A 22,093-nucleotide genomic window follows, 5' to 3' on the forward strand; every position below is an offset into this window, starting at 1 on the left:
TTTTGCTGCCGCTGCGCGCCAGATCGCGGGACAAGCCACGCTCCCACGCCTACGGCAGAATCAAAAGCAGAGCCTACATCATCGGCGCCGCCATGCTCACCACCCGCAACGCCAGCCCTTCGTAGGCGTCCAGGGTAATGGTGAACTCGCCCGCCTCGGTCAGATCGCCTTCGACCCGCTCGTTGATGATGTCCACCACCGGCCCCGGGGCGATGCCGGGCAGGTGCAGGGTTTCGACGAGGGTTTCCGGGCTGAAGTTGAGCGCGGTGATCTGCGTGCCCTTCCCGGCCGGCAGTTCGTGAACCATGATCAGCAGGCCCGGGTGCGCGACGTCGGGGATCAGAATCTGCCGACTGGCGGCGATGTCGTAGGCCCGGCGCACGGCGAGAATCTTTTTCAGTTGCGAGGCGAACGAATCCGGCTTCTGCAGTTGCTCCACCAGGCTGCCATACAAGGTCTTGGCCCGGGGCATGCCGCCGGTTGACACTTCGCTGTCTGGGTCCAGGTCCACCAGATCGTAGGCGCCGCGGTGAATCCAGCGAGTGTCACCGTCGCCCATCAGGTGCTCGACCTGCTCGGCAGGCAGCGGCAAGGCGCCGACCAGATCCCAGCCCGACAACGCGAAAACACCCGGCTGCATGGCATTGAACATCACCAGCAGCAGGTGGATGTGCTGAATCTGCTGAATGTCCGCCAGGGTGATGGCGTTCAGATCACGAATGCCCAGCGCCGCGGTAATGATGCTCGCCGTGGTGCAGGACACGCCGTTGGTGACGAACTTGAGGTTGTACGGCGCGTGCTCGCCGGCCAGGCGCTCGTACATTTCCTCGCGGATGTGCTCGCGCAGGATGTTGCCGGGAAAAGTCTGGCCCATGTACAGGTACTGATCGTGGGCGTGCAGGGTCCAGAAATGCACCAGCTCCAGGGTCAGTTCGTCATGGTTCTGCAAGGCGTGGATCAGCGACGCCGGGTCGATGCCGAAATTGTGCACCTCACGCAGCATCAGGCGCAGGAATTCGGTGCGGCCGGTCAACAGCGCGTGCTGGTACGCGGGCCGGGTGATGAAGTCGTAGGACAGGTCAGCGCCGCCATGGGACATCGCGGCGATGTCGTCGATGGTCAGATTCAGTTCCTGGAAACTGAAACCACCGGCCTTGCGAATCGCCCCGGCCAGTAGCTGGTTGCCGGTGATCGACAGGGGGTGGCTTTCCGACCAGGCCGTGCCTTCGGCCTTGCGCTCGACCCCGAGGAAGCCGTTGGCATCCAGCCGCAGCACTCTCGCGCCCATGACATCGATGGCATGCAGCGCATCGCCAATGATCATCTGCTGCGCGGCGAAGCTTGGGTCCAGCCAGTTCAGCGAAGGCTGGCCTTCCTTGAAGTAATGCAGGTACACCCAGCGCCGGGCCTTGCCATCGACCCCGGTGATCACCGGCGTGGCGCTCCAGTCGGTTTCCTTGACCCCGGGCTCGAAAAAGATCACCCGCTGCAACTGGCCGACGATGTAGTGCTTGTCGCGCAAGGCATCGCAGGTGGCCGGCGGCAGGTTGATCGCATCGCGGCCAGGTGGCACGTCGGGCAACAGCGGCCAGTCTTCCTCGCGGATCTCCACCATGTGGTAGAGCCCCGGATAGTCCTCGTAGGCCAGCTCGGCCAGACGGAAATCGGCGCCCTTGCCGGTGTGCGACGGGATGACATCGTCGACGATCACCGCGTTGTGCGCAGCGGCGATGCGGCTCAGGTTGAGGAACTGGGCGTCGGTGCCGAGATCGGCATCCACCTCGAAGCTGATGCGGTCGAAATTGCCGTCGATGCTGGGTGTTTTCTGGCGCCCTTTCAGACCGCCCGAGGCCTTGAGCGGGCCGTTGTGAATGCCCTGAATGCCGATTTCGGACAAGGCGTGCCAGAGCTGTTCATCGCCCAGGGCTTCAAGCACCGAGCCACCTTCGCGGGTGATGATCGAGGCCGGATAGGCGGTGAACCACACCGAGGCGATCGCCGAAGCGTCCCGGGCGCGGGCCTGTGCGTAGGGGCGTTGCCAGAGCCGTCCCTGGCCGCCGTAGAGTCTGGCGCGTTGCTTTGCGGCGTTGAGCATCGACTGCTCAACCAGCCATTCCACGTACTGCTTGTCCGGTGTGGTCATAGGGTCCAGTTCCGTCTTCGCTGAATTGGAGAAGGTGCTTTAGCCTATGAGCCCGCGAAGACGCAAACGTTCGTAGATTGGCTGCATCTCATTGAACCGTGTAAGAGCCGGCTTGCTGGCGATGCGGTGGAGCATTCAACCCTGAGGCGTCTGACATGCCGCATTCGCCAGCAAGCCGGCTCCTACAAATCGGCGATCCGGGCTCAATACCGGCCGGCGTTGACGATGAATTCCTGATACCCCGAGCCAATCACGTACACCGCGAAATAGCAGAAGATTGCCGCCGATACCCAGTACGAATACTTGAGCAACCGATCGCCCAGCAATCGCCCACCGTGACTCGCGGCAAAGCAGATGAACGCGCACCAAGCCACACCCGCGCTGAAGAACCCGGAGAGGAAAAACGCCGTGCTCAGGCTGCCGTGGCCACCGGCGCGGGAAATCAGCGTGCCGCCGACCGCGGCGAACCAGAGAATCGCGGTGGGTGAAGAGACTGCCAGAAACACCCCGCGGGAGAATTCGCGAAGGCTGGAGCGGTTATCGGCCTCGTCGGCCAGTGCCAGGCTTTTATGGCTGTTGATTGCCGAGAAGACCATTTTCACCGCAAAACCGATCAGCAACAGCGAGCCGCCGATCCACAGCGCCCAGCGAATCCATTCGTATTGCAGCAGCACGGTCATCCCGGCCAGCGCCAGCACCGCATAGAACAGATCACCGAAACAGGTGCCCAGCCCCAGCCAGAAGCCTTGCAGGTAGCCGCGTTGCATGGCCAGGGTGATCATGGCGATGTTGGCCACGCCAATGTCCAGGCACAGGGAAAGGCTCAGCAAAAAGCCGCTGGTGAACTCCATGTCGGGTATCCGTTGCACGATCTTGAAAGAAGGCGAGCAGGATAGCGGGTCTGATCGCGTTTGCCGACACACCTCGACCCGTAGGAGCGCGCTTGCCCGCGATAACGGTATGTCTGCGCCCATTGCGGTGACTGACACGGCGCAATCGCGGGCAAGCGCGCTCCTACAAAAAAATCGCATGCACGCTTCAGATTGCCGGCCCCTTGCGAAAACTCACCGCCAGGCGGTTCCAGCAATTGATGGTGGCGATGCCGACGGTCAGATCCACCACTTGCCGTTCACTGAACTCGGCGCACAAGCGCTGATACAGATCACCCGCCATCACCGGCCGGTCCAGCAACGTCACGGCATCGCACCAGGCCAGCGCCAGGCGCTCGCGTTCGCTGTACAGACTCGAATGCTCCCACACCACCAGGCTGTGCAGGCGCCGCTCGCTCTCGCCGCCCTTGCGCGCTTCGGTGGCGTGCATGTCGGCGCAGAACGCGCAGTCGTTGAGTTGCGAAACCCGCAGCTTGACCAGCTCCATCAGCGGTTTCTCGACACCCAGATCGAAGTTGGCCGCCTCCAGCAGCATCAGCGCCTTGAGGGCATCGGGGGATGCGGTGTAGTAATCCAGACGGGGTTCCACGGCGCGGCCTTGAGTCAGTTTCCGGGACCTTCACCTTAAGCCCGCTTGCAGAGGCGCACCACCGCCAATCGACGCTATTTGCAACAGTCCAATCGGTGCCTCGCAGCAGGAGACCAATCCGGGCTTTTTTCAGTGCGCAGCTATCCCCGCTTCCCGGGCGCTGGCTAGAATTCCCGGGCAGGGGTTGCCAGAGCCCCGTCCGTTCGGGAGCCGTTCGTGGAACTTCACATCGTCATTCAGGGCCGCAAGGACCTGGCGAACCAGGTGTATGAGCAGCTGCGCGACAGCATCGAATCCGGGCGCCTGGCCGCCGGCGTGCAGCTGCCGCCCAGCCGCCTGCTCGCCGCCCAATTGGGCCTTTCGCGCAAGACCATTTCCGACACCTACAGCCGCCTGACCTACGAAAACTACCTGGTGGGCAAGATCGGCAGCGGCACCTTCGTCAACGCTCTGAGCCGCACCCCGCAGCGCCAGCAGGTCAGTTCGCAGTTGGCGGGCGATGCCTCGGTGAAGAAGTGGGCGAACATTTCCCTGCCCCTGCGCCACCCCACGCTGGAAGGCACGCTGCGTTGCGATTTCATCGGCGGCGCCACGGCCAAGACCCAGTTCCCCCACGATGAATGGCGCCGCTGCACCCAATACGCACTGCGCCAGATGTCCCAGGCCCGTGGCTTCTACAGTCAACCAGAGGGCCTGCCGTCGTTGCGCAGCGCGATAGCCGGGCACATCGCGTTCTCCCGCGGCGTGCGCTGCGTGGCCGACGATGTGGTGGTGTGCAACGGCGTGCAGCAGGCGCTGGACCTGATCGCCCGGGTGCTGCTGGAGCCCGGCTGCACTGTGGCGATGGAGGATCCCGGCTACACACCCGCGCGCCTCTTGTTCACCGCACAGGGCGCCAATGTGGTCGGCGTGCCAGTGGATGATGAAGGCATCATCGTCGAGCAGATTCCGGAAAACGCCCACGCGATCTACGTCACCCCGTCGCACCAGATGCCGCTGGGCATGCCGATGAGCGTGGCCCGTCGCCAGGCCCTGCTGGAAAAGGCCAGCCGCATCGGCGCGATCATCATCGAGGACGACTACGACAGCGAATTCCGCTACGAGGGCCGGCCCACCGACTCACTGCAAAGCATGGATCAGTTCGGCGTGGTGGCCTATGTCGGCACTTTTTCCAAAACCCTTTTGCCCGAACTGCGCCTGGGCTACGCGGTGCTGCCCAAGGCGATTCTCGAAGCAGTGATCAAAGCCAAGCAACTCACCGACTGGCACACCAGCACCCTGCCGCAATGGGCGCTGGCGAAGTTCATCAGTGAGGGCCTGCTCAACAAGCACATCCGCCGCTGCCACAGCATCTACGCCAGCCGCCGCGAGCGCATCCTCGCGCGCTTCTCCGGAGACCTGTCGCCGTGGCTCGAGGCGATTCCCTCAACGGCCGGTTTTCATATGGCGGTGATGTTCAAGAAGCCGGTGAACCTGCCGCTGCTGATCGAACTGGCGCGCAAGGTGGAAATCGGCCTCTATCCGCTGACCGGGTTCTTCCACGACACACCTGTGCGCGATGGTTTGATTCTGGGGTTCGGCGCGATCGAGACGCTGGACATCGACCCGGCGATGGACCGGTTGCGGGATTTGTTGCTGCAGATTGGTTGAAGGTCTAAACGCCGCACTTTTGATTCTGCCCGGAGGGCGTGGGAGCGCAGCTTGCTCGCGATCTGGCGCGAAGCGGCAGTAAATTCAGACACCTTGGCCGTGTCAGGTACATCGGATACACGGGTTTTGCTGTCGCTTCGCGCCAGATCGCGAGCAAGCTCGGCTCCCACGCCCTCCGGGCAGAATCAAAAGCAACGCGTTCAATCAACCGTCGAGCTGCTGCCCGAAACTCACCGTCAACCGGTTCCAGCTGTTCACCGTCGAAATCAGCAACGTCAAATCCACCCGCTCACTTTCGCTGAAGTGCTGGCTCAGCCATTCATAGTCTGCGTCCGGCGCGTGAGTCTGGGCGATGCGTGTGACCGCTTCGGTCCAGCCCAGCGCTGCCCGCTCGCGTTCGCTGAACAGCGGCGATTCCCGCCACACCGCCACCGCATACAGCTTGCGCTCTGACTCGCCCTGCAGGCTGGCCTCGTGGGTGAAGCGATCCACCGACCAGGCACAGCCATTGAGCTGCGAGGCCCGCAATTTGACCAGCAGCACCAGCGCAGGCTCCAGCGGTAAGCGGCCGACCGCCTGCTCCAGCGCCTGCATCGCCTTGATCGCGCCGGGCGAGGCCTTGTGGTAATCGATTCGGGATGCCATGGCAGCGCTCGCAACGGGAAACAGGCTGCCAGCTTATGCGTCGCAGGCAATGCGCCCAATAACCAATCCCGGCAAAGATCAGGAAGCCAATGCGACGCCGATCGCCGGAGACGGACAGCGGTTGCGGGCGGAAAAATGCAGTTGTATGATGACTGTCAACTTTTCGATGACCGCCGTTTCTGGTCATCGGCGCCACGCTTCATGCACACTCACCGATTCCCTTTCAGGCCCAGGCCTGATCGACACGTCCCAAAAATAACAGGAGAAGCAGATGCCTAACGTTCTCGGCCAGAACTTCATCGCAGGCGCGCGCAGCGGCCTTGGCGAAGCCCGTCACAAGAGCCTCGATGCCACTACCGGAGAAGCGCTGCCCTACGCCTTTCACCAGGCCACCGACGGCGAAATCGAGGCGGCCGCCCTGGCGGCAAAAGAAGCGTTCGGCGAGTTCCGCCAACTGAGCCCTGCCCGTCGCGCCGAGTTCCTCGACGCCATCGCTGACGAGCTGGATGCGTTGGGTGATGACTTCGTGGCACTGGTCTGTCAGGAAACCGCACTGCCTGCCGCCCGCATTCAAGGCGAGCGCGGTCGCACCAGCGGCCAGATGCGTCTGTTCGCCAAGGTCCTGCGTCGTGGCGACTTCCTCGGTGCGCGCATCGACCTGGCCCTGCCGGAACGCAAGCCGCTGCCGCGCGTCGACCTGCGTCAGCAGCGCCTGGGCGTCGGCCCTGTGGCCGTGTTCGGCGCCAGCAACTTCCCGCTGGCCTTCTCCACCGCCGGCGGTGACACCGCGTCTGCCCTGGCCGCCGGTTGCCCGGTGGTGGTCAAGGCTCACAGCGGCCACATGGCCACTGCCGACCTGGTCGGCCAGGCCATCGTCCGCGCTGCCGAGAAAACCGGCATGCCAAAAGGCGTGTTCAACATGATCTTCGGCAGCGGCGTCGGCGAAGGTCTGGTCAAGCACCCGGCGATCAAGGCCGTCGGCTTCACCGGTTCCCTGCACGGCGGCGACGCCCTGTGCAAACTGGCCGCCAACCGTCCTGAGCCAATCCCGGTCTTCGCCGAGATGTCCAGCATCAACCCGGTGGTTCTGCTGCCTGGCGCACTGGCTGCCCGTGGCGCTGCCATCGCCGGCGAGCTGGCGGGTTCCGTGGTCATGGGCGCAGGCCAGTTCTGCACCAACCCGGGCGTGGTGATCGGTATCGCATCCCCTGCCCTGACCGCGTTCACCGAGCAGCTCAAGGAGCACATGGGTGGCCAGGCGCCGCAAACCATGCTCAACGAAGGCGGCCTGCGCAGCTACAGCAAGGGCGTGCAGAAACTGCTGGCGCACCCGAGCGTCACTCACCTGGCCGGCAAGCCGCAGGAAGGTCGTCAGGCTCAGGCGCAGCTGTTCAAGGCTGACGTGAGCATGCTGCTCAATGGCGACGAGCTGCTGCAGGAAGAAGTGTTCGGCCCGACCACCCTGCTGATCGAAGTGGCGGACGACGCCCAACTCAAGGCCGCGCTGCTGGCCCTGCGTGGTCAGCTGACCGCAACCCTGATCGGTGAAACCGCCGACCTGCAGAAGTACCAGTGGCTGGTGCCGGTGCTGGAAGAAAAAGTCGGCCGCATCCTGGTCAACGGCTACCCGACCGGCGTTGAAGTCTGCGACGCCATGGTCCACGGTGGCCCGTACCCGGCGACGTCCGACGCGCGCGGTACTTCCGTCGGCACCCTGGCGATCGACCGCTTCCTGCGCCCGGTCTGCTACCAGAACTACCCGGACAGCCTGCTGCCGGCCGCTCTGCAGAACGCCAACCCGCTGGGCCTCAAGCGCCTGGTCAACGGCGAGTGGAGCACCGACGTCATCGCTTGATGATCGTGCGGTAGTGCTGAACTGAAAAACGGCGCGTCCTTTGCGGGACGCGCCGTTTTTTCATGGGCGATTGCCAGCGCTGGCAGGCGCCATTAGCATCGCAGGCGTGGCAATAGATGCAGTGATGGATACTGACATGAACGACGAATTACAGATCATCGACTTGCTGGAAGGCACCGGCAAGGCTGCGGTCAAGGGCGCACTGATCACCACCCAGTACACCGGCACCCTGGAAGACGGCACGGTGTTCGACTCCTCCTGGCAACGGGGCAAGCCGTTTCAGTGCGTGATTGGCACCGGGCGGGTCATTAAAGGGTGGGACATCGGGCTGATGGGGATGAAGGTGGGCGGCAAGCGCACATTGCGGGTGCCTGCGCACCTGGGCTACGGCGAACGCTCCATGGGTGCGCATATCACGCCCAATTCGAACCTGATTTTCGAGATTGAATTGCTGGAAGTGTTGACGCGGGACGATTGAGGCAGTACCTGCGAACGTCAACCTGTGGGAGCCGGCTTGCTGGCGAATGCGATGTCTCATCCAACATCGATGTTGATTGATCGGCCACATTCGCCAGCAAGCCGGCTCCCACACCATCGATCTGACCGCGCCAACGCTATCGCCGGCAAGCCGGACTGCTACGGGATCGTGGCTGTGCTGGTCGATCTGGCCAGCACCCGCGACAGCTTGCGCGCCAGTTCTTCTTCCTTGTAGGGCTTTTGCACGATCAACTGCTGGTCCACGTCCAGAATGTCGATGTCGGCAAAGCCGGTGATGAACATCACCGGCAGCTCCGGGTGATCGCGCTTGAGCTGTTCGGACAATTCGGCACCGGTCATGTTGGGCATGGCGAAATCGGTGAGGACCAGGTCGATGCCGGTGTCGGCCTTTTTCAGCGCGTCGTGGCCGCTGTCGGCTTCGACCACCGAATAGCCCAGTGAGCTGAGCATCATCGAGGTCACCGAGCGTACGTCGGGGTCGTCGTCCACCAGCAAGATGGTGCGGTGCAAGTCGCACGCCTCGGCGTGGCCGGGCATGTCCGACTGGCTGACCGTCGCCACGGCGGTCTGGGCGATGCTGGGCAGGTAGACCTTGATGGTGGTCCCGACATTCTCGGCGGTTTCGATGCTCACCCCGCCACCGGATTGCTTGGCAAAACCGAACACCTGTGCCAATCCAAGCCCCGAGCCCTTGCCCACCGCCTTGGTGGTGAAGAACGGCTCGAAGGCCTTGGCCAGCACTTCCTCGCTCATCCCGCAGCCCGAGTCGCTGACCGCCAGCACCACGTAAGCACCAGGATCCGGATCTTCGGGCCGTTGCGGCAGGCGATAGACAATCTGGTTCCAGGTGCTCAGGCGCAGCTGCCCGCCCGACGCCATGGCGTCCCGGGCGTTGATTGCCAGATTGAGGATGATCATCTCGGTCTGTGTCGGGTCGACCAGCGCGCTCCACAGGTCCTCGGCCAGATTCGTTTCAACCCAGACGCTACCGCCCAGTGCCCGCCCCAGCAGCTCGCGCATGCCGCCGATGGTGTCGTTCAGGCTCAAGGCCACCGGTTCCAGGCGCTGACGTCTTGAGAACGACAGCAGTTGGCTGGTGAGCTTGGCCCCGCGCTCGCCCGCCTCGCGAATGTTCTGCAAGCGCTGCGGCGATTTGGTGAACACGCCTTTTTCCAGATCCCGGGTGAGGAAGTTGGCGCTGGTCAGGATGACCGTGAGCAGGTTGTTGAAGTCGTGGGCGACCCCGGCCGTCAGCTGCCCGACCACCTCCAGCCGCTGCATCTGCTGCAGCGCCGCCTCTACCCGTTCGCGTTCACGAATCTGGTCGCGAAGGCGCTTGTTGGTGGCCGCCAGTTCGTCCACCACTGCCCGCTCGCTGGTGATGTCGCGCACGGCGGCGTACATCAGGCCTTCGTCGGGCACGATGGTCCACGACAGCCAGCGAAAACTGCCTTCGGCGTGACGCATGCGATTGACGAAGCGCGTGGTGACGTTGCCTTCGGCGACGCTGGCGGTCTCGCGCAGGGTAGCGACCAGATCTTCCGGGTGAATCAGCTCGCGCAGCCCCTGAGCAGTAAATTCGGCGCGCTTGAAACCCAGGGTCGCCTCCCAGGCCGGGTTCAGCGCGATCGGCGTCATGTCCAGGCGCAATACGCCTAATAGTTCGCGGGACAACTCCCAGGTGCGGTCGCGCTCGCGGGTGCGCTGCACCACGCGCTCGCCGAGGATTTCATTGAGTTGCTGCAGCGCCTGGGACGCACGCTTGCGTTCGCTGATGTCCTGCATGACGCCGGTGAAGCGCACGCATTTGCCGTTCTCGAACATCGATCGGCCGTTGGAGAACACCCAGCGCTCTTCGTCCCCCTTGACCAGCAGGCGATGTTCGATCTGAAAACCGGTGTCGGCGGTCAGCGCCGCCATGACTTTGCTCTGCAGCACGTCGCGGTCGTCCGGGTGGCAGCGCGAGAACATGAACGCCATGCTCACCTGCGCCTCGGGCGGCAGTTCATAGAGGGTCTTGCAGCGTTCGTCCCAGAGCAGGGTTTCGGTGCGCGGGTCGTAGGTCCACACGCCCATGTCCGCCGCTTCGATGGCCAGATGGGCGCGGACTTCGGCGTCCTGCAGCGTCTGCTCGGCGCGCAGGCGCTTCTCCCGCTCGCGCACCTCGGACACGGCACGGTTGACCGCCTTGGGCAGCATTTTCAGGTTCTGCTTGAGCACGTAGTCGATGGCGCCCATGCGCATCATTTCGACCGCATGCTGCTCGCCGAAAATGCCGGACAAAAAGATGAAGGGGGTTTGCGGCGCCACCCGCAGCGCCGTGTCGAGCACTTCGGCGCCGGATGAACCGGGCAGCAGGTAATCGCTCAGGATCAGGTCGAAGCGCCGGGCCAGCAGTTCGCGCTCCACGTCCTGGTGGGTGTAGACCAGCGTGGCGTCGATCTTCAGCCCACTGCTCTCCAGGGTCAGCAACGTCAACTCAGCGTCGTGGGGGCTGTCTTCGACCAGCAGCAATTTGAGCAGCGATGGCGGCATGGATAATCGTCAATGGTGTTGAACGGTCCCCGCCGCCGGCAATCGATGCGTTGCTGCGCAGAGCCCGGTCAGGAGCCGGGACGACGCGTCAGGCGCAGAGAGCCAGGCGGCGGCTCGTTGAGAACGGCCCAGAAAACCCCGAGATCGGAGATTGCCGAGACGAATTCCTTGAATTCGACCGGTTTGACCACGTAAGCGTTCACTCCCAATGCATAAGCCCGTTGCAGGTCCGGTTCCTCGCGGGACGAGGTCAGCATGACCACCGGAATACTGCGCAGCTCCTCGCTCTCGCGAATCGCCTTGAGAACCTCAAGACCATCGAGTTTCGGCAGCTTAAGATCGAGCAGCAACACCGCAGGATTGCCCGCATCGCGGTCCTGGTATTGCTTGCGGCGAAACAGGTAATCCAGCGCCTCGGCGCCGTCACGCAGGACGATCACCTCGTTGGCCAACTGGCTGCGCTCGAGGGCAACCAGGGTCAGCTCCAGGTCGTTGGGATTGTCTTCGACCAGAAGAATGGGTTTGAGCATTGGGCGTCTCCTTGGACACTCAAATGGATACGGTCAGGCTGCGTTTAGGCAGCGCGAAATAGAAAGTGGCGCCCTGGCCCTGTTCACTGTGGGCCCAGACCGAGCCGTCGTGGCGCTCGATGATGCGGCGCACGCTGGCCAGGCCAATGCCGGTGCCTTCGAACTCCTCCATGCGGTGCAGGCGCTGGAACACGCCGAACAGTTTGCCGGCGTACTGCATGTCGAAGCCCACGCCGTTGTCGCGGATGTACACCACGACCTTGCCGTTTTCCTCGTAGCTGCCGATCTCGATCACCGCAGCGGCTTCGTTGCGGCTGTACTTGATGGCATTGGACAAGAGGTTGCGCATGGCCAGGTGCAAAAACGCGGCGTCGGCGATGACCACCGGCAGCGGCTCGGGAATGCGCCATTGCAGATCGCGGCCCTCGTAGTCCGGCTGCATTTCCCGGCGGATGGCCTCAACCATGGCGTTGAGGTCGACCTGCGAGTAACGCATGGCCGAACGGCCCATTTGCGAGAAACTCAGCAGATTGTCCACCAGGGTACCGGCAAAGCGCGCCGACTCGCCGATGTTCTCCAGAAAGCGCACGCCACGGTCGGACAGTTTGCTGCCCTCGATGTCGCTCAAAAGCTCGGCGTAGCCTGCGATGTGCCGCAGCGGCGCGCGCAGGTCGTGGGACACGCTGTAGGAGAAGGCTTCGAGTTCCTTGTTGGACTTTTCCAGCTCCTCGGCCAGCGCGGCCATTTCCTCGGCCTTGCGTAGCACGATGCCGAGCACCGCCGCCCGGAGCTCGACCACGCCTTCGGTGTCCAGCTCGTCCCAGGGCCGGGAAAAACCCCGGACGGTTTCCTGCCACAGAGCGAAGCTGTGACGTGGGCTCAGGGAGCCTGAATCGTCGACGGCTTTTTCCGGTTTGCCGGCCCAGTTCACCACCCGCGTCTGCTCGGGGCGGAACCAGATGATGAAGTTCGAATGCAACTCGGAGATGGCCATGGCCAGCACGCCGCTGACCGACTGGCTCAATTCAGGTAGTTCGGGAATGTCGCGGCCGACGTTGTCGGACTGGAAAACCTCGTGGGCATTGCGCTGGCTCAGCCACTGGGTCAGCGCCTTGATCTGCTCGCGATCAGGGGTGTCGCCGTAGACATCCAGGGTCGACTCGGAAATCACCGCCGCGCCAGTGGCCTCGACAAACGCCAATAACACCTCGGGCATCGAACGCAGGCCGCCGATCACACTGTCCAGGTCGGCCATTGCCGCCAGCATCTGCACGATCTGTCGGCGCAGGCTGAGCATGCGCTGGGTCTTGGCCTGAGCCTCTTTGGTTTCGATCTGCAGGGACAACACGCTGCCGAGCAGCTCGCAGGCGGTGCGGGTCTGGAAGCTGACCGAGCGCGGTGAGGCGTGATGACAGGAAATCAGCCCCCACAACTGCCCGCGCACGACGATGGAAATCGACATCGAGGCCAGCGTCTGCATGTTGCGCATGTACTGAAGGTGCACCGGGGAAACGCTGCGCAACGTGGCGAAGCTCAGGTCCAGCGGCGCGCCGGTCACCGGGTTCTCCAGCGGCACCAGCGGCGAGGCCTGGTAGTTGGCGTCCTCGATCACGCGAATCCGGTTGGCCACATAAAGTGCACGGGCCTGGGCCGGAATGTCGGAGGCCGGGAAACTCAGGCCCAGGTAGTTGGGGTAACCGGGGTCGGCGTTTTCCGCGTTGACCAGGCCATTGCCTTCGCCATCGAAGCGGTAAGCCTTGACCCGGCCGAAACCGGTGATTCGCTTGACCTCGGCCACCGAGCGCTGACACAGCTGGTCGATGCTTTCGGCCTCGTCCATCTGGCTGATGAACGCGCGCATCAGCGGGTAGACGTTGCCATAGGCCGAGGACATGTCGCTGGCTGGTTCGAATTCGGCGATCAGCACCCGGTCGTTGCGGTGCACCATCATTGCCATGGGCAGGCCTGCGCGGCTGCCTTTGAGGAATTTCACATCGCCAACGTGGAACGGATTCTGATCGTCCTCGTGCAAGGCGGCCAGGCGCATCAGCAAACCCTGGCAGTTGTCGAAGACGTCCTGCAGATCGGCGCCGAGCAGCACCGCAGGCTCAAGGCCCAGCCAGCTGGCAACGTTGGCACTGACCTGCACGACAGTCATCGTCGTTTCGTCGATGACCAGCAGAAAACCCTGGGGCTGGATGCTGCCGGGAATCTGGATCGGCTCACGGGCGCAGTTGTCGATCGCGCTCTGATGGAGTTCCTGGCTGAGGGTCAAAACGGGGTCTCCTTCACCATCCTGCGCGCCTTTCGGGCAGCGCCAACGGTGTATGCCTTGCGTAGGCACTCGATGAATTGGCGCGAACAGTAACAAATATCACAGGCGCTGGCATGGATTAGATCGAGCGATGTGCGGGTCGTCGCCACGCCCGGCCCGGGATCAGTCTCTGAAAACCTGCGTCTGAAAATAAGGACAGGCGCCCTCGCGCCGAGTTCGACGAAGTTGCAGGCGAAACCAGCCGGCCCGATGAGCGTCAACCCGTCTGGCTGGCAGCGTTCAGCGACAGCGGTGAAGAACCGAACGGCGTGGCGCAGGTGCGCAGGTCGTAGCGCAATTCGGCAATCAGTTCGGCGACCGCGCGGATGGTGGTCAGGTGAGTGATGGACAGTTCTTCGACCAGCATCGCCACCCTGCCGGTGTCCGGGTCGAAGATCCTGACCATCAACGTACCGCCCGGCCTGACGGTGCACTCGCAGGCCAATGGCACAAAAGCGCTTTCCAGGGTCCTGCGCAATTCGGGTGTGAACAGCATCGCGACACCTCCTTGTAGGTCTAAGCCGAGCGCAGCCTTTCCCTCTGCACTCAGACCGATAAGCCAGTGTAGTCGGGGTTTTTACCCCGCCATCTGCAGCGTCACCGCGCTGTGCACTGGCTCACAGATGCGAGGCCTATTTGAGCGCTCCGGAGGCCCGGCCCATGCAGCGCACCCTACGCTCTTCGACCCGCTGGGCAAACCAGGCGGTGGTCAGCTTGCGGGTGATCTTGGGGCTCTCCAGCACGATGCCCGGCAGGATCGCCCGGGGCAGCGGCTTGCCGGCGGCCTTGTCGGCCAGCGCGAACACCTGTTTGTACAGGTCGGTGTCTTCGAAAGCCTGGGTCTCGCCCTTCTCCAGCTGGCTGCGGATGGTGGTGTTGCGCATGCCCAGTTGCGTGTGCAGGCTGCGCACCGCCAGTTCGGTTTGTCCCAACGAAGGCCCGAAACCGTAGGCGATCAGGTCGCCATCCAGCGCCAGGCGTTTGCCGGAAAGCCGCGCCACCGCGCTTTGAAACGCCGCGTTGCGGCTGGCGTACCAGCCGGCGTTGAAATCGGCGAAGCGAAACACCGGCTTGTCATAGCTGACCGGGTAGCCCAGCAAATGGGCGATGCCGAAATACATGCCGCCGCGGCGGGTGAAGACTTCATGGCGGATGGAGCCATCGACGCTGTAGGGATAATCCTGGGCCTGGCGCTCGGCGAACTCGATGCTGACCTGCATCGGGCCTGCGGTGTGCACCGGGTTGAAAGTACCGAACAGCGTCCGCCCCAACGGCACCATGCCGATGAAGTCATCGAAGATCAGGCTCAGGTCTTTCTCGGTGCGCGCCGCGTTAAGCCGTTCGTTGTAGGTCTTGCCGGTGGGCGAACGAATATCCAGCGCACTGCGCACCAACAGATTGGGAATGTGCGCCTTGCTGGCCCGGCGGTCGATCTCATCCTGGGCGATCTTGCCCATGCCCGGCACGGCGGGGTCGACCTTGTAGTTGGATTCCTGCTCGGTGACGGCCAGCACCGAACACAGGTTTTCAACAGTCGGCGCGATCTTCTGCGTCTCGAATGCCGTGTAGATGTCCGTCGCCCAGCCCTGCCGGTCAGGGACGCTGGCGGGCATCAGCCGGACGATTTCGCTGCGCACCATCTCAGGCGCCGGCGCGGGTGCCTGATTGCGCTGGGCGGCGCAACCGGCCAAAAACGCTAACAGTATCGTCAGGCCGGTTTTCGCGGACCGTTCTACGCTCATGGTTCGGTTTTCCTCGCTGGACATCGGCGCAGCCTATGCTTTGAGGCCGGTCCCGCACAACCTGACGCCACTGCACGCCAACCAGGAGCATGACATGTCCAGATCCGCACTGATTCTCGTCGACATCCAGAACGATTACTTCCCCGGCGGAAAATGGCCGCTGGTGGGCGCCGATGCCGCTGCCGACAACGCCGCCAGAGTGCTCCAGGCCTCGCGCCAGGCGGGGGACCTGGTGGTGCATATCCGCCATGAGTTCACCAGCGACGACGCGCCGTTTTTCACCCCCGGCTCCGAGGGCGCCAACCTGCACCCGAAGGTGGCGAACCTGCCGGACGAAAACGTGCTGCTCAAGCACTTTCCCAATTCATTTCGCGAAACCCGCCTGCACGAACTGCTCAAGAACGAGGGCGTGGAGAACGTCACCGTGGTCGGTTCCATGAGCCACATGTGCATCGACGCCACCACCCGCGCGGCGGCGGATCTGGGTTACAAAGTCAGGGTGGTGCATGACGCCTGCGCGACCAAGGACCTGGAATTCAACGGCACCGTGATTCCTGCCGCCCAGGCCCATGCGGCGTACATGGCAGCGCTGGGGTTTGCCTATGCCGAGGTGGTTGCCACCGATGCGTTGATGGGTTGAATTTTTCAAATGATCCCCCCGTAGCAGTCCGGCTTGCCGGCGGCAGCGATTTCAAGGTCGCCGTCGCCGGCAAGCCGGACTGCTACGCCGAGTTTCGCCACAATGCCGCCAATCATTCCCCGGTTACTCCTCCCCACGATCAACGGCACTTGATTCACGTCCCCGCAAGCGTACGATTGCCTAGCGTTGTACGATGACGTATAACGACTGCTTCGTATTGAGTTGCTTCCCCAACGTTAATCACGAGCCTCTAATAAAAATGACAAGATCCACACACCCCAGCTCCATCCACGCCTCACATCCAACCTCTCTGCAATGCGGGTTAGGCTCACCGCCGAGACACCCGAGACGCTGATCACCCGATAACGCCCAACGCTTGCGTGACCCACGCCTGCAGCGGATTGTCGTCTGACATCAGCGCACTTCTGCACGGCACACTCTATAAGACCGCCATCCACGCACCCTGCATATGGGGTACGGAGAGAACATGGACCCAAGAATAACAATCATCCTTTGTCTGACCGCCGGCTACTTCATCGTCATGTCCTATATCGGCTACAGCGTGCGCAAACACGCCAAGAGCAGTGACGGATTCACCGGGGGCGGCCGCAGCTTTCCGCCCTTCCTGATCGGCGCCCTGTTGCTGTCCGAGTTCATCGGCAGTTCAGTCAGCATCGGCACCGCACAGAAAGGCTTTGAAGCCGGGATTTCCGCGGCCTGGAATCTGGTCGCGCTATCGATGGGTTTCTTGCTGCTGGCACTGGTGCTGGCCAAGAAATATCGCGAGACCGGCCTCAACACCATTTCCGGCATCCTCGCCCAGAACTACGGCCAGGGCACCCGCTACGCGGCGTCGGTCCTGACCATCTGCGCATTAAGCATCGTCTCGGTGGCGTTGTACGCCAGCGGCGGCGCGGTGCTGGCCGCGGTGCTGAACATCGACAAGACCCTGGCGATCCTGCTGGTGGGCGTGATCACGGTGTTCTATGTCAGCGTCGGCGGCATGCGTTCGGTGGTCTATACCAACTTCGCCCACGCGGTGATCAAGTACGTCGGTATCGTGCTGGCCCTGGCGTTTGCCTTGAACGCCACCGGGGGTATCAGCGTGATGCAGGCCAATCTGCCTGCGAAAATGTTCGACTTCACCGGTGTGGGCTGGGGCCAGATTTTCGCCTGGATGATTGGCGGCATCGGTTCGATCTTCGCCACCCAGTACGTGATTCAGGCGCTGGTCAGCACCCAGGATCACAAGACGGCCAAACGCGCGTGCTTCTACGTGTCGTCGCTGATGATCCCGTTCGGCATCATGGCCGCGCTGATCGGCATGGCCAGTGCCTACCTGTACCCGGGCATCAGATCCATCGACGCCTTCCCTGCCCTGATCGCCCACATGCCCACCTTCTCCGCCAGCCTGGTGGTGATCGGACTGGCCGGCGCGCTGTTCGGTGGCATCTCGGCCAACACCCTGGCCTCGGCGACCCTGGCGCTCAAAGACTTCTACGACCCGTTCTTCAACAAGGACAAGAGCGATCGCAAGTCGGTGATCTTCATTCGCCTGGCCATCGTGGTCATCGGTTTCCTGCCGCTGATCCTGGCGCTGTTCGCTGACAAGATCCTGCTGATCGCTTTCCTCGGCAAAGCCCTGCGCGCCACCCTGGCGGTGATCGTGCTGATGTGCTTCTACGCACCGAAGTTCGGCACCGGTCGCGGCGCCCTGGCCGGCGTGATCCTGTCGGTGGTCTCCACCATCGGCTGGTTCCTGGCCGGGAACCCTTACGGCATCGACAGTTCCTATTTCGCACTGTTCGCCCCGCTGCTGACCATGGCGATCGCCGAACTGCTCAAAACCGGGCGCTCCGAGGCGCAACCTGTGTTAAACAAGAACGGCTGATTTCGTCTTCACCCGTGCAACCCGGTGCGGCTTTCGCCAATTCGATCTGGCCAGGGCCGCGCCACAAGGAGGAAATAATGAGCGACAAGAAAGCCGACGTGCTGGTCTGGGGACCTATGCACGCCTCGCTGACCGCAGGTCTGAACCGCGACTTCAACGTTCACAACCTCTGGGAAATCAAGGATCTGGACGCCTGGGCCGCAGAGCACGCCAGCAAGGTCCGTGGCGTCATCACCAGCGGCGTCTACGGCACCGATAACGCGCTGCTCGATCGTCTGCCCAATCTGCAGGTGGTCAACAGCTTTGGCGTCGGCTACGACGCCAATGACACCGATTACCTGGCCCGTCGCGGCATCCAGCTGAGCAACACCCCGGACGTGCTCAACAACGCCGTGGCGGAAACCGCGCTGGCGCTGATGCTGTGCGTCTCCCGGCGCATCAGCGAAGCCGAGCGTTTCGTGCGCGCCGGCAAATGGACCAAAGGCAAATTCCCGCTGGGCAACGATCTGTGCGGCAAGACCTGCGGCATCGTCGGTCTGGGCAAGATCGGCAAGACCATCGCCAAACGTGCCGCCGGCTTTGACATGAACATCGCCTACTACCGTCGCGGCCAGGCGTATTCGGACGTGTCCTACACCCATTACGACGATCTGCAGGCGCTGGCCAAGGCGTCGGACTACCTGGTGGTGATCGTGCCGGGCGGCCTGGAAACCGAACGCCTGATCAACCGTGACGTACTCAAGGCACTGGGCTCCAAGTCGTACCTGATCAACGTCGCCCGCGGTTCTGTGGTTGATGAGCAGGCGCTGATCGCTTCGCTGCTGGAAGGCGAAATCGCCGGCGCCGGCCTGGACGTGTTCGAAGACGAGCCCAATGTCCCGGCCGAACTGATGACGCTGGACAACGTGGTGCTCACCCCGCACATTGGCAGCGGCACGGTGGAGACCCGTCAGGCGATGGCGGACCTGGTGTTTGCCAATGTCAGCCAGTACTTCGAAGATGGCACCCTGGTGACGCCGGTTTCGTTGTAAGACTCGCAGCACGTAGCAGTACGGCTTGCCGGCGCGGACATCCTCAAGATCGCTCCCGCAGGCAAGCCCGGCTGCTACGGTCCGCGGTTCACACAAGACTCGTGACGCATCCCGACCGTAGATCGGTCTTCACCCCTGCCCGCCAACTTTTCCGGATAATGCCGGTCCAACCGCCCCATTACGATCATCAAGCCCTCATGGGCCCATCCGGGAGAATCCTGCTTGAACATTGCCGGTGTCATTTTTGATTGCGATGGAACCCTGGTCGACAGCGAGCGGCTGGCTGCCGGGCTTTTGCGCGACATTCTGCAGGAACACGAGGTTTCGCTGAGCCTGGACCAAGTCCTGAGCCGTTTCCGTGGCGTGCAGTTCGCCCTGTGCATGGAAGGCCTGTGCCGCGATTACCCCTGGCTGCCAAACCTGGAAATCGTCAACAGCTTCCGCGCCCGCACCCTGCCCTTGCTGCAGGAGCGCCTGGAAGAAATGCCCGGCGCAGTGGAGTTCGTGCGCGGCCTGTCGCTGCCCAAATGCGTGGCCTCCAACGGCCCGCGCAGCAAGATCGAGACCTGCCTGAGCACGGTAGGCCTGCTGGATGTGTTTCATGGGCTGATCGTCAGCGCCTATGAAGTCCAGGCGTGGAAGCCCTCCCCGGTGCTGATCGAACACGCCGCGGAGTTGCTGGGCCTCAAACCCGAGGAATGCCTGCTGGTGGAAGACAGCGTGCCCGGCGTTGAAGCCGGTCTTGGCGCGGGTGCGCAAGTGGCCGGGTATGGCCATGACACCGATTTTTCGCCGTTCTTCGACCACGCGAATTTTCATCGGGTGAAAAATTTTGGCGAGTTGAAGGAGCTGGTGCAGCGGATCGGCCAGGCATGATTCGCTTTTCGTAGCAGCCGGGCTTGCCCGCGGGGCGATCTTACGGACAACTCGCCGGCAAACCGTGCTGCTACGACGGGCTTTCATCGGCTGGGAAAAAATCCATCCATTCGACGCTTGTCCGTCGCGGCACAACTCGATACTGTATATAAAAACAGTACCGAGAATCCCCATGCAGCTGATCGACAAGCTGAGCATCCTCGCCGACGCCGCCAAGTACGACGCCTCCTGCGCCAGCAGCGCCGCGCCCAAACGCAGCTCTGAAGGCAAATCCGGGCTTGGAAATAGCACCGGCATGGGCATCTGCCACAGCTACACGCCTGACGGGCGTTGCGTCTCGCTGCTGAAAATCCTGCTGACCAACTTCTGCCTGTACGACTGCCAGTACTGCGTCAATCGCCGCTCCAGCGACGTGCCTCGTGCGCGTTTCAGCCCTGAAGAAGTGGTCACCCTGACCCTGGATTTCTACCGACGCAATTGCGTCAGCGGCCTGTTTCTCAGCTCCGGCATCATCCGCTCGGCGGACTACACCATGGAGCAACTGGTGCGCGTTGCCAAGCTGCTGCGCGAGGAGCATGAGTTTCGCGGCTACATCCACCTCAAGACCATCCCCGAGGCCGATCCGGCACTGATCGAAGAAGCCGGGCGTTATGCCGACCGCCTGAGCGTGAACATCGAACTGCCGACCCAGGCCGGCCTGCAGACGCTGGCCCCGGAAAAGGAAATGGGCTCGATCAAGCAGGCCATGAACACCATCTACACCGGCCAGCAGACCATTCTCAACGAACCCAGGGCGCCGCGCTTCACGCCGGCCGGGCAAAGCACGCAGATGATCGTCGGCGCGGATGAAACCGACGACAGTACCCTGCTGCACACTGCTGAATCGTTGTACGGCGACTACCGGCTCAAGCGCGTCTATTACTCGGCGTTCAGCCCCATCCCCAACAGCCCGAAAAGCGTGCCGCTGGCCGCCCCGCCGCTGTTGCGCGAGCACCGTCTGTATCAGGCCGATTTCCTGCTGCGCGGTTATGGCTACAAGGCTGGCGAGTTGCTGTCGGGCCCCGGCCATCTGGCGCTGGACATCGACCCGAAACTGGCCTGGGCGCTGGAGCATCGCGAGGTGTTTCCGCTGGACCTGAACCGCGCCGAACCTGCACTGATCGCGCGCATCCCGGGTATCGGCATCCGCACCACCAAGCGGCTGATCGAACTGCGTCGCGAGCGGCGGATCCGCTATGAGGACCTCACGCGGCTGCGCTGCGTGCTGGCCAAGGCCAAGCCCTTCATCATCACCAGCGACTACCATCCGCGGCAGGCGGAAAACTCCAGCGTGGCATTGCGCGAGCAACTGCGTGACCGACCACAACCCCAGCAAATGGCGTTGTGGGCATGATCATTCTCGATTGCGACGACCAGTTCGAGGTGTGGCGCCAGCAGGCGCGCTGGCTGTTGAGCCATCAAGTCGACCCTGATCAGGTGAGCTGGAGCGTGGCTGAAGATGCCGACCTGTTCGCCTCGGAGCAACCCTGCTCGCAAACGCCCGGCCCGTTTCAGGCGCGGGTGCCTCTGGCCTTGCTTGAGCTCTTGCAAAATGCCGCCCAGTATTGCGGCGAACAGCGTTGGAGTTTGTTGTATGAGGTGTTGTGGCGGGTCAGCCATGGCGACCGCACGGCCATGCTGGCGGGAGACAAACTGGGCAGCGAACTGCACAGAAGGCTCAAGCGGGTCAGCCGCGAAGCGCACCATCTGCATGCGTTTCTGCGCTTTATCGCCCTGCCCGATGCCGGACACGGCAAAGATCTGGAAGTGAAGGCGGCGCTGCTGGAAACCAGCAGGTTGCCGGAGTTCGTGGCCTGGCACGAGCCGGCCCACGACATCCTGCGTTCAGCCAGCGAGCACTTTATCGGCCGCATGGGCCGGCACCGCTGGATGATTGCCACGCCCCGCGATGGCGTGTTCTACGACGGCGAACAACTGATTCACCGGCGAGAGTGCCCTGAGGCCTGGAAAAATCTGGCGCGCAACGCTGAAGATCCCCATGGCGAACTGTGGCTGACCTACTACAGCCACATCTTCAACCCGGCTCGGCTCAATCCCAAGGTGATGCAGGGCCATCTGCCGACACGGTTCTGGAAAAACCTGCCGGAGGGGCCGTTGATTCCGGCGCTAATCAGTGAGGCTCGTACCGGGAAACAGCGGGATGGTCAGGCGCGGCAGATCGCCGAGCGTCGGGGCAAAGTGATTCGGGCGAACCGATAAGCCGT

The 22,093-nt window shown here is 62.9% G+C and carries 18 protein-coding genes; 9 read left to right on the forward strand and 9 right to left on the reverse strand.

Going from position 1 to position 22,093, the window contains the following annotated elements:
- Window positions 1-73: 73 nt before the first annotated feature.
- From treS to AC1MEK_RS00350, 3 genes are all read right to left on the reverse strand, one after another.
- Window positions 74-2,143: a maltose alpha-D-glucosyltransferase gene (gene treS, locus AC1MEK_RS00340; protein ID WP_480394263.1), complete on the reverse strand. Its 2,070-nt coding sequence runs from the start codon at window positions 2,141-2,143 to the stop codon at window positions 74-76.
- A gap of 203 nt (window positions 2,144-2,346) precedes the next feature.
- The gene (locus tag AC1MEK_RS00345) at window positions 2,347-2,994 is read right to left on the reverse strand and encodes a LysE family translocator (protein WP_480394264.1); all 648 of its coding nucleotides are present in this window, start codon (window positions 2,992-2,994) and stop codon (window positions 2,347-2,349) included.
- 187 nt (window positions 2,995-3,181) lie between these two features.
- Window positions 3,182-3,622 (reverse strand): carboxymuconolactone decarboxylase family protein, encoded by a 441-nt coding sequence (locus tag AC1MEK_RS00350; RefSeq protein WP_480394265.1) that lies wholly within the window; start codon window positions 3,620-3,622, stop codon window positions 3,182-3,184.
- A 216-nt stretch (window positions 3,623-3,838) separates the two neighbouring features.
- On the opposite strand from AC1MEK_RS00350, the gene pdxR reads away from it, so the two are divergent.
- Window positions 3,839-5,272, forward strand: coding sequence for a MocR-like pyridoxine biosynthesis transcription factor PdxR (gene pdxR / locus AC1MEK_RS00355; RefSeq protein ID WP_480394266.1), 1,434 nt, complete (start codon window positions 3,839-3,841; stop codon window positions 5,270-5,272).
- 204 nt (window positions 5,273-5,476) lie between these two features.
- Here the strand turns inward: pdxR and AC1MEK_RS00360 are convergent, their stop codons facing one another.
- Window positions 5,477-5,917 (reverse strand): carboxymuconolactone decarboxylase family protein, encoded by a 441-nt coding sequence (locus tag AC1MEK_RS00360; protein WP_480394267.1) that lies wholly within the window; start codon window positions 5,915-5,917, stop codon window positions 5,477-5,479.
- 271 nt (window positions 5,918-6,188) lie between these two features.
- Between AC1MEK_RS00360 and AC1MEK_RS00365 the strand changes: the two genes are divergently transcribed.
- Both AC1MEK_RS00365 and AC1MEK_RS00370 read left to right on the forward strand, forming a co-directional pair.
- Window positions 6,189-7,772 (forward strand): aldehyde dehydrogenase (NADP(+)), encoded by a 1,584-nt coding sequence (locus AC1MEK_RS00365; RefSeq protein ID WP_480394268.1) that lies wholly within the window; start codon window positions 6,189-6,191, stop codon window positions 7,770-7,772.
- A gap of 136 nt (window positions 7,773-7,908) precedes the next feature.
- Window positions 7,909-8,250, forward strand: coding sequence for an FKBP-type peptidyl-prolyl cis-trans isomerase (locus tag AC1MEK_RS00370; protein WP_480394269.1), 342 nt, complete (start codon window positions 7,909-7,911; stop codon window positions 8,248-8,250).
- Window positions 8,251-8,408: 158 nt separating this feature from the next.
- Here the strand turns inward: AC1MEK_RS00370 and AC1MEK_RS00375 are convergent, their stop codons facing one another.
- From AC1MEK_RS00375 to AC1MEK_RS00395, 5 genes are all read right to left on the reverse strand, one after another.
- Window positions 8,409-10,805, reverse strand: coding sequence for a response regulator (locus AC1MEK_RS00375; protein ID WP_480394270.1), 2,397 nt, complete (start codon window positions 10,803-10,805; stop codon window positions 8,409-8,411).
- 68 nt (window positions 10,806-10,873) lie between these two features.
- A complete protein-coding gene (locus AC1MEK_RS00380; protein WP_480394271.1) occupies window positions 10,874-11,335 on the reverse strand; it encodes a response regulator in 462 nt (153 codons plus the stop codon).
- A gap of 19 nt (window positions 11,336-11,354) precedes the next feature.
- Window positions 11,355-13,610, reverse strand: a complete 2,256-nt coding sequence (locus tag AC1MEK_RS00385) for an ATP-binding protein (RefSeq protein ID WP_480394272.1) — start codon at window positions 13,608-13,610, stop codon at window positions 11,355-11,357.
- A gap of 256 nt (window positions 13,611-13,866) precedes the next feature.
- Window positions 13,867-14,145 (reverse strand): DUF1652 domain-containing protein, encoded by a 279-nt coding sequence (locus AC1MEK_RS00390; protein ID WP_480394273.1) that lies wholly within the window; start codon window positions 14,143-14,145, stop codon window positions 13,867-13,869.
- A gap of 136 nt (window positions 14,146-14,281) precedes the next feature.
- Window positions 14,282-15,391, reverse strand: coding sequence for a DUF1615 domain-containing protein (locus AC1MEK_RS00395; RefSeq protein WP_480394274.1), 1,110 nt, complete (start codon window positions 15,389-15,391; stop codon window positions 14,282-14,284).
- Between the two features lie 94 nt (window positions 15,392-15,485).
- Here AC1MEK_RS00395 and AC1MEK_RS00400 point away from each other — a divergent pair, with 94 nt between their 5' ends.
- From AC1MEK_RS00400 to AC1MEK_RS00425, 6 genes are all read left to right on the forward strand, one after another.
- Window positions 15,486-16,031 (forward strand): cysteine hydrolase family protein, encoded by a 546-nt coding sequence (locus AC1MEK_RS00400; RefSeq protein WP_480394275.1) that lies wholly within the window; start codon window positions 15,486-15,488, stop codon window positions 16,029-16,031.
- Window positions 16,032-16,518: 487 nt separating this feature from the next.
- Window positions 16,519-17,922, forward strand: a complete 1,404-nt coding sequence (locus AC1MEK_RS00405) for a sodium:solute symporter family protein (protein ID WP_480394276.1) — start codon at window positions 16,519-16,521, stop codon at window positions 17,920-17,922.
- Window positions 17,923-17,999: 77 nt separating this feature from the next.
- On the forward strand, window positions 18,000-18,953 hold the full coding sequence (locus AC1MEK_RS00410; RefSeq protein WP_480394277.1) for a 2-hydroxyacid dehydrogenase: 954 nt from the start codon (window positions 18,000-18,002) through the stop codon (window positions 18,951-18,953).
- Between the two features lie 222 nt (window positions 18,954-19,175).
- Window positions 19,176-19,829: an HAD family hydrolase gene (locus AC1MEK_RS00415; RefSeq protein ID WP_480394278.1), complete on the forward strand. Its 654-nt coding sequence runs from the start codon at window positions 19,176-19,178 to the stop codon at window positions 19,827-19,829.
- A 172-nt stretch (window positions 19,830-20,001) separates the two neighbouring features.
- The gene (locus AC1MEK_RS00420; RefSeq protein WP_480394279.1) at window positions 20,002-21,222 is read left to right on the forward strand and encodes a putative DNA modification/repair radical SAM protein; all 1,221 of its coding nucleotides are present in this window, start codon (window positions 20,002-20,004) and stop codon (window positions 21,220-21,222) included.
- Entirely contained in the window at window positions 21,219-22,088 is an 870-nt protein-coding gene (locus tag AC1MEK_RS00425) for a TIGR03915 family putative DNA repair protein (RefSeq protein ID WP_480394280.1), read from the forward strand. Before AC1MEK_RS00420 ends, AC1MEK_RS00425 begins: the two co-directional genes overlap by 4 nt.
- Window positions 22,089-22,093 lie beyond the last annotated feature (5 nt).

The organism is Pseudomonas sp. 2 (assembly GCF_056627435.1).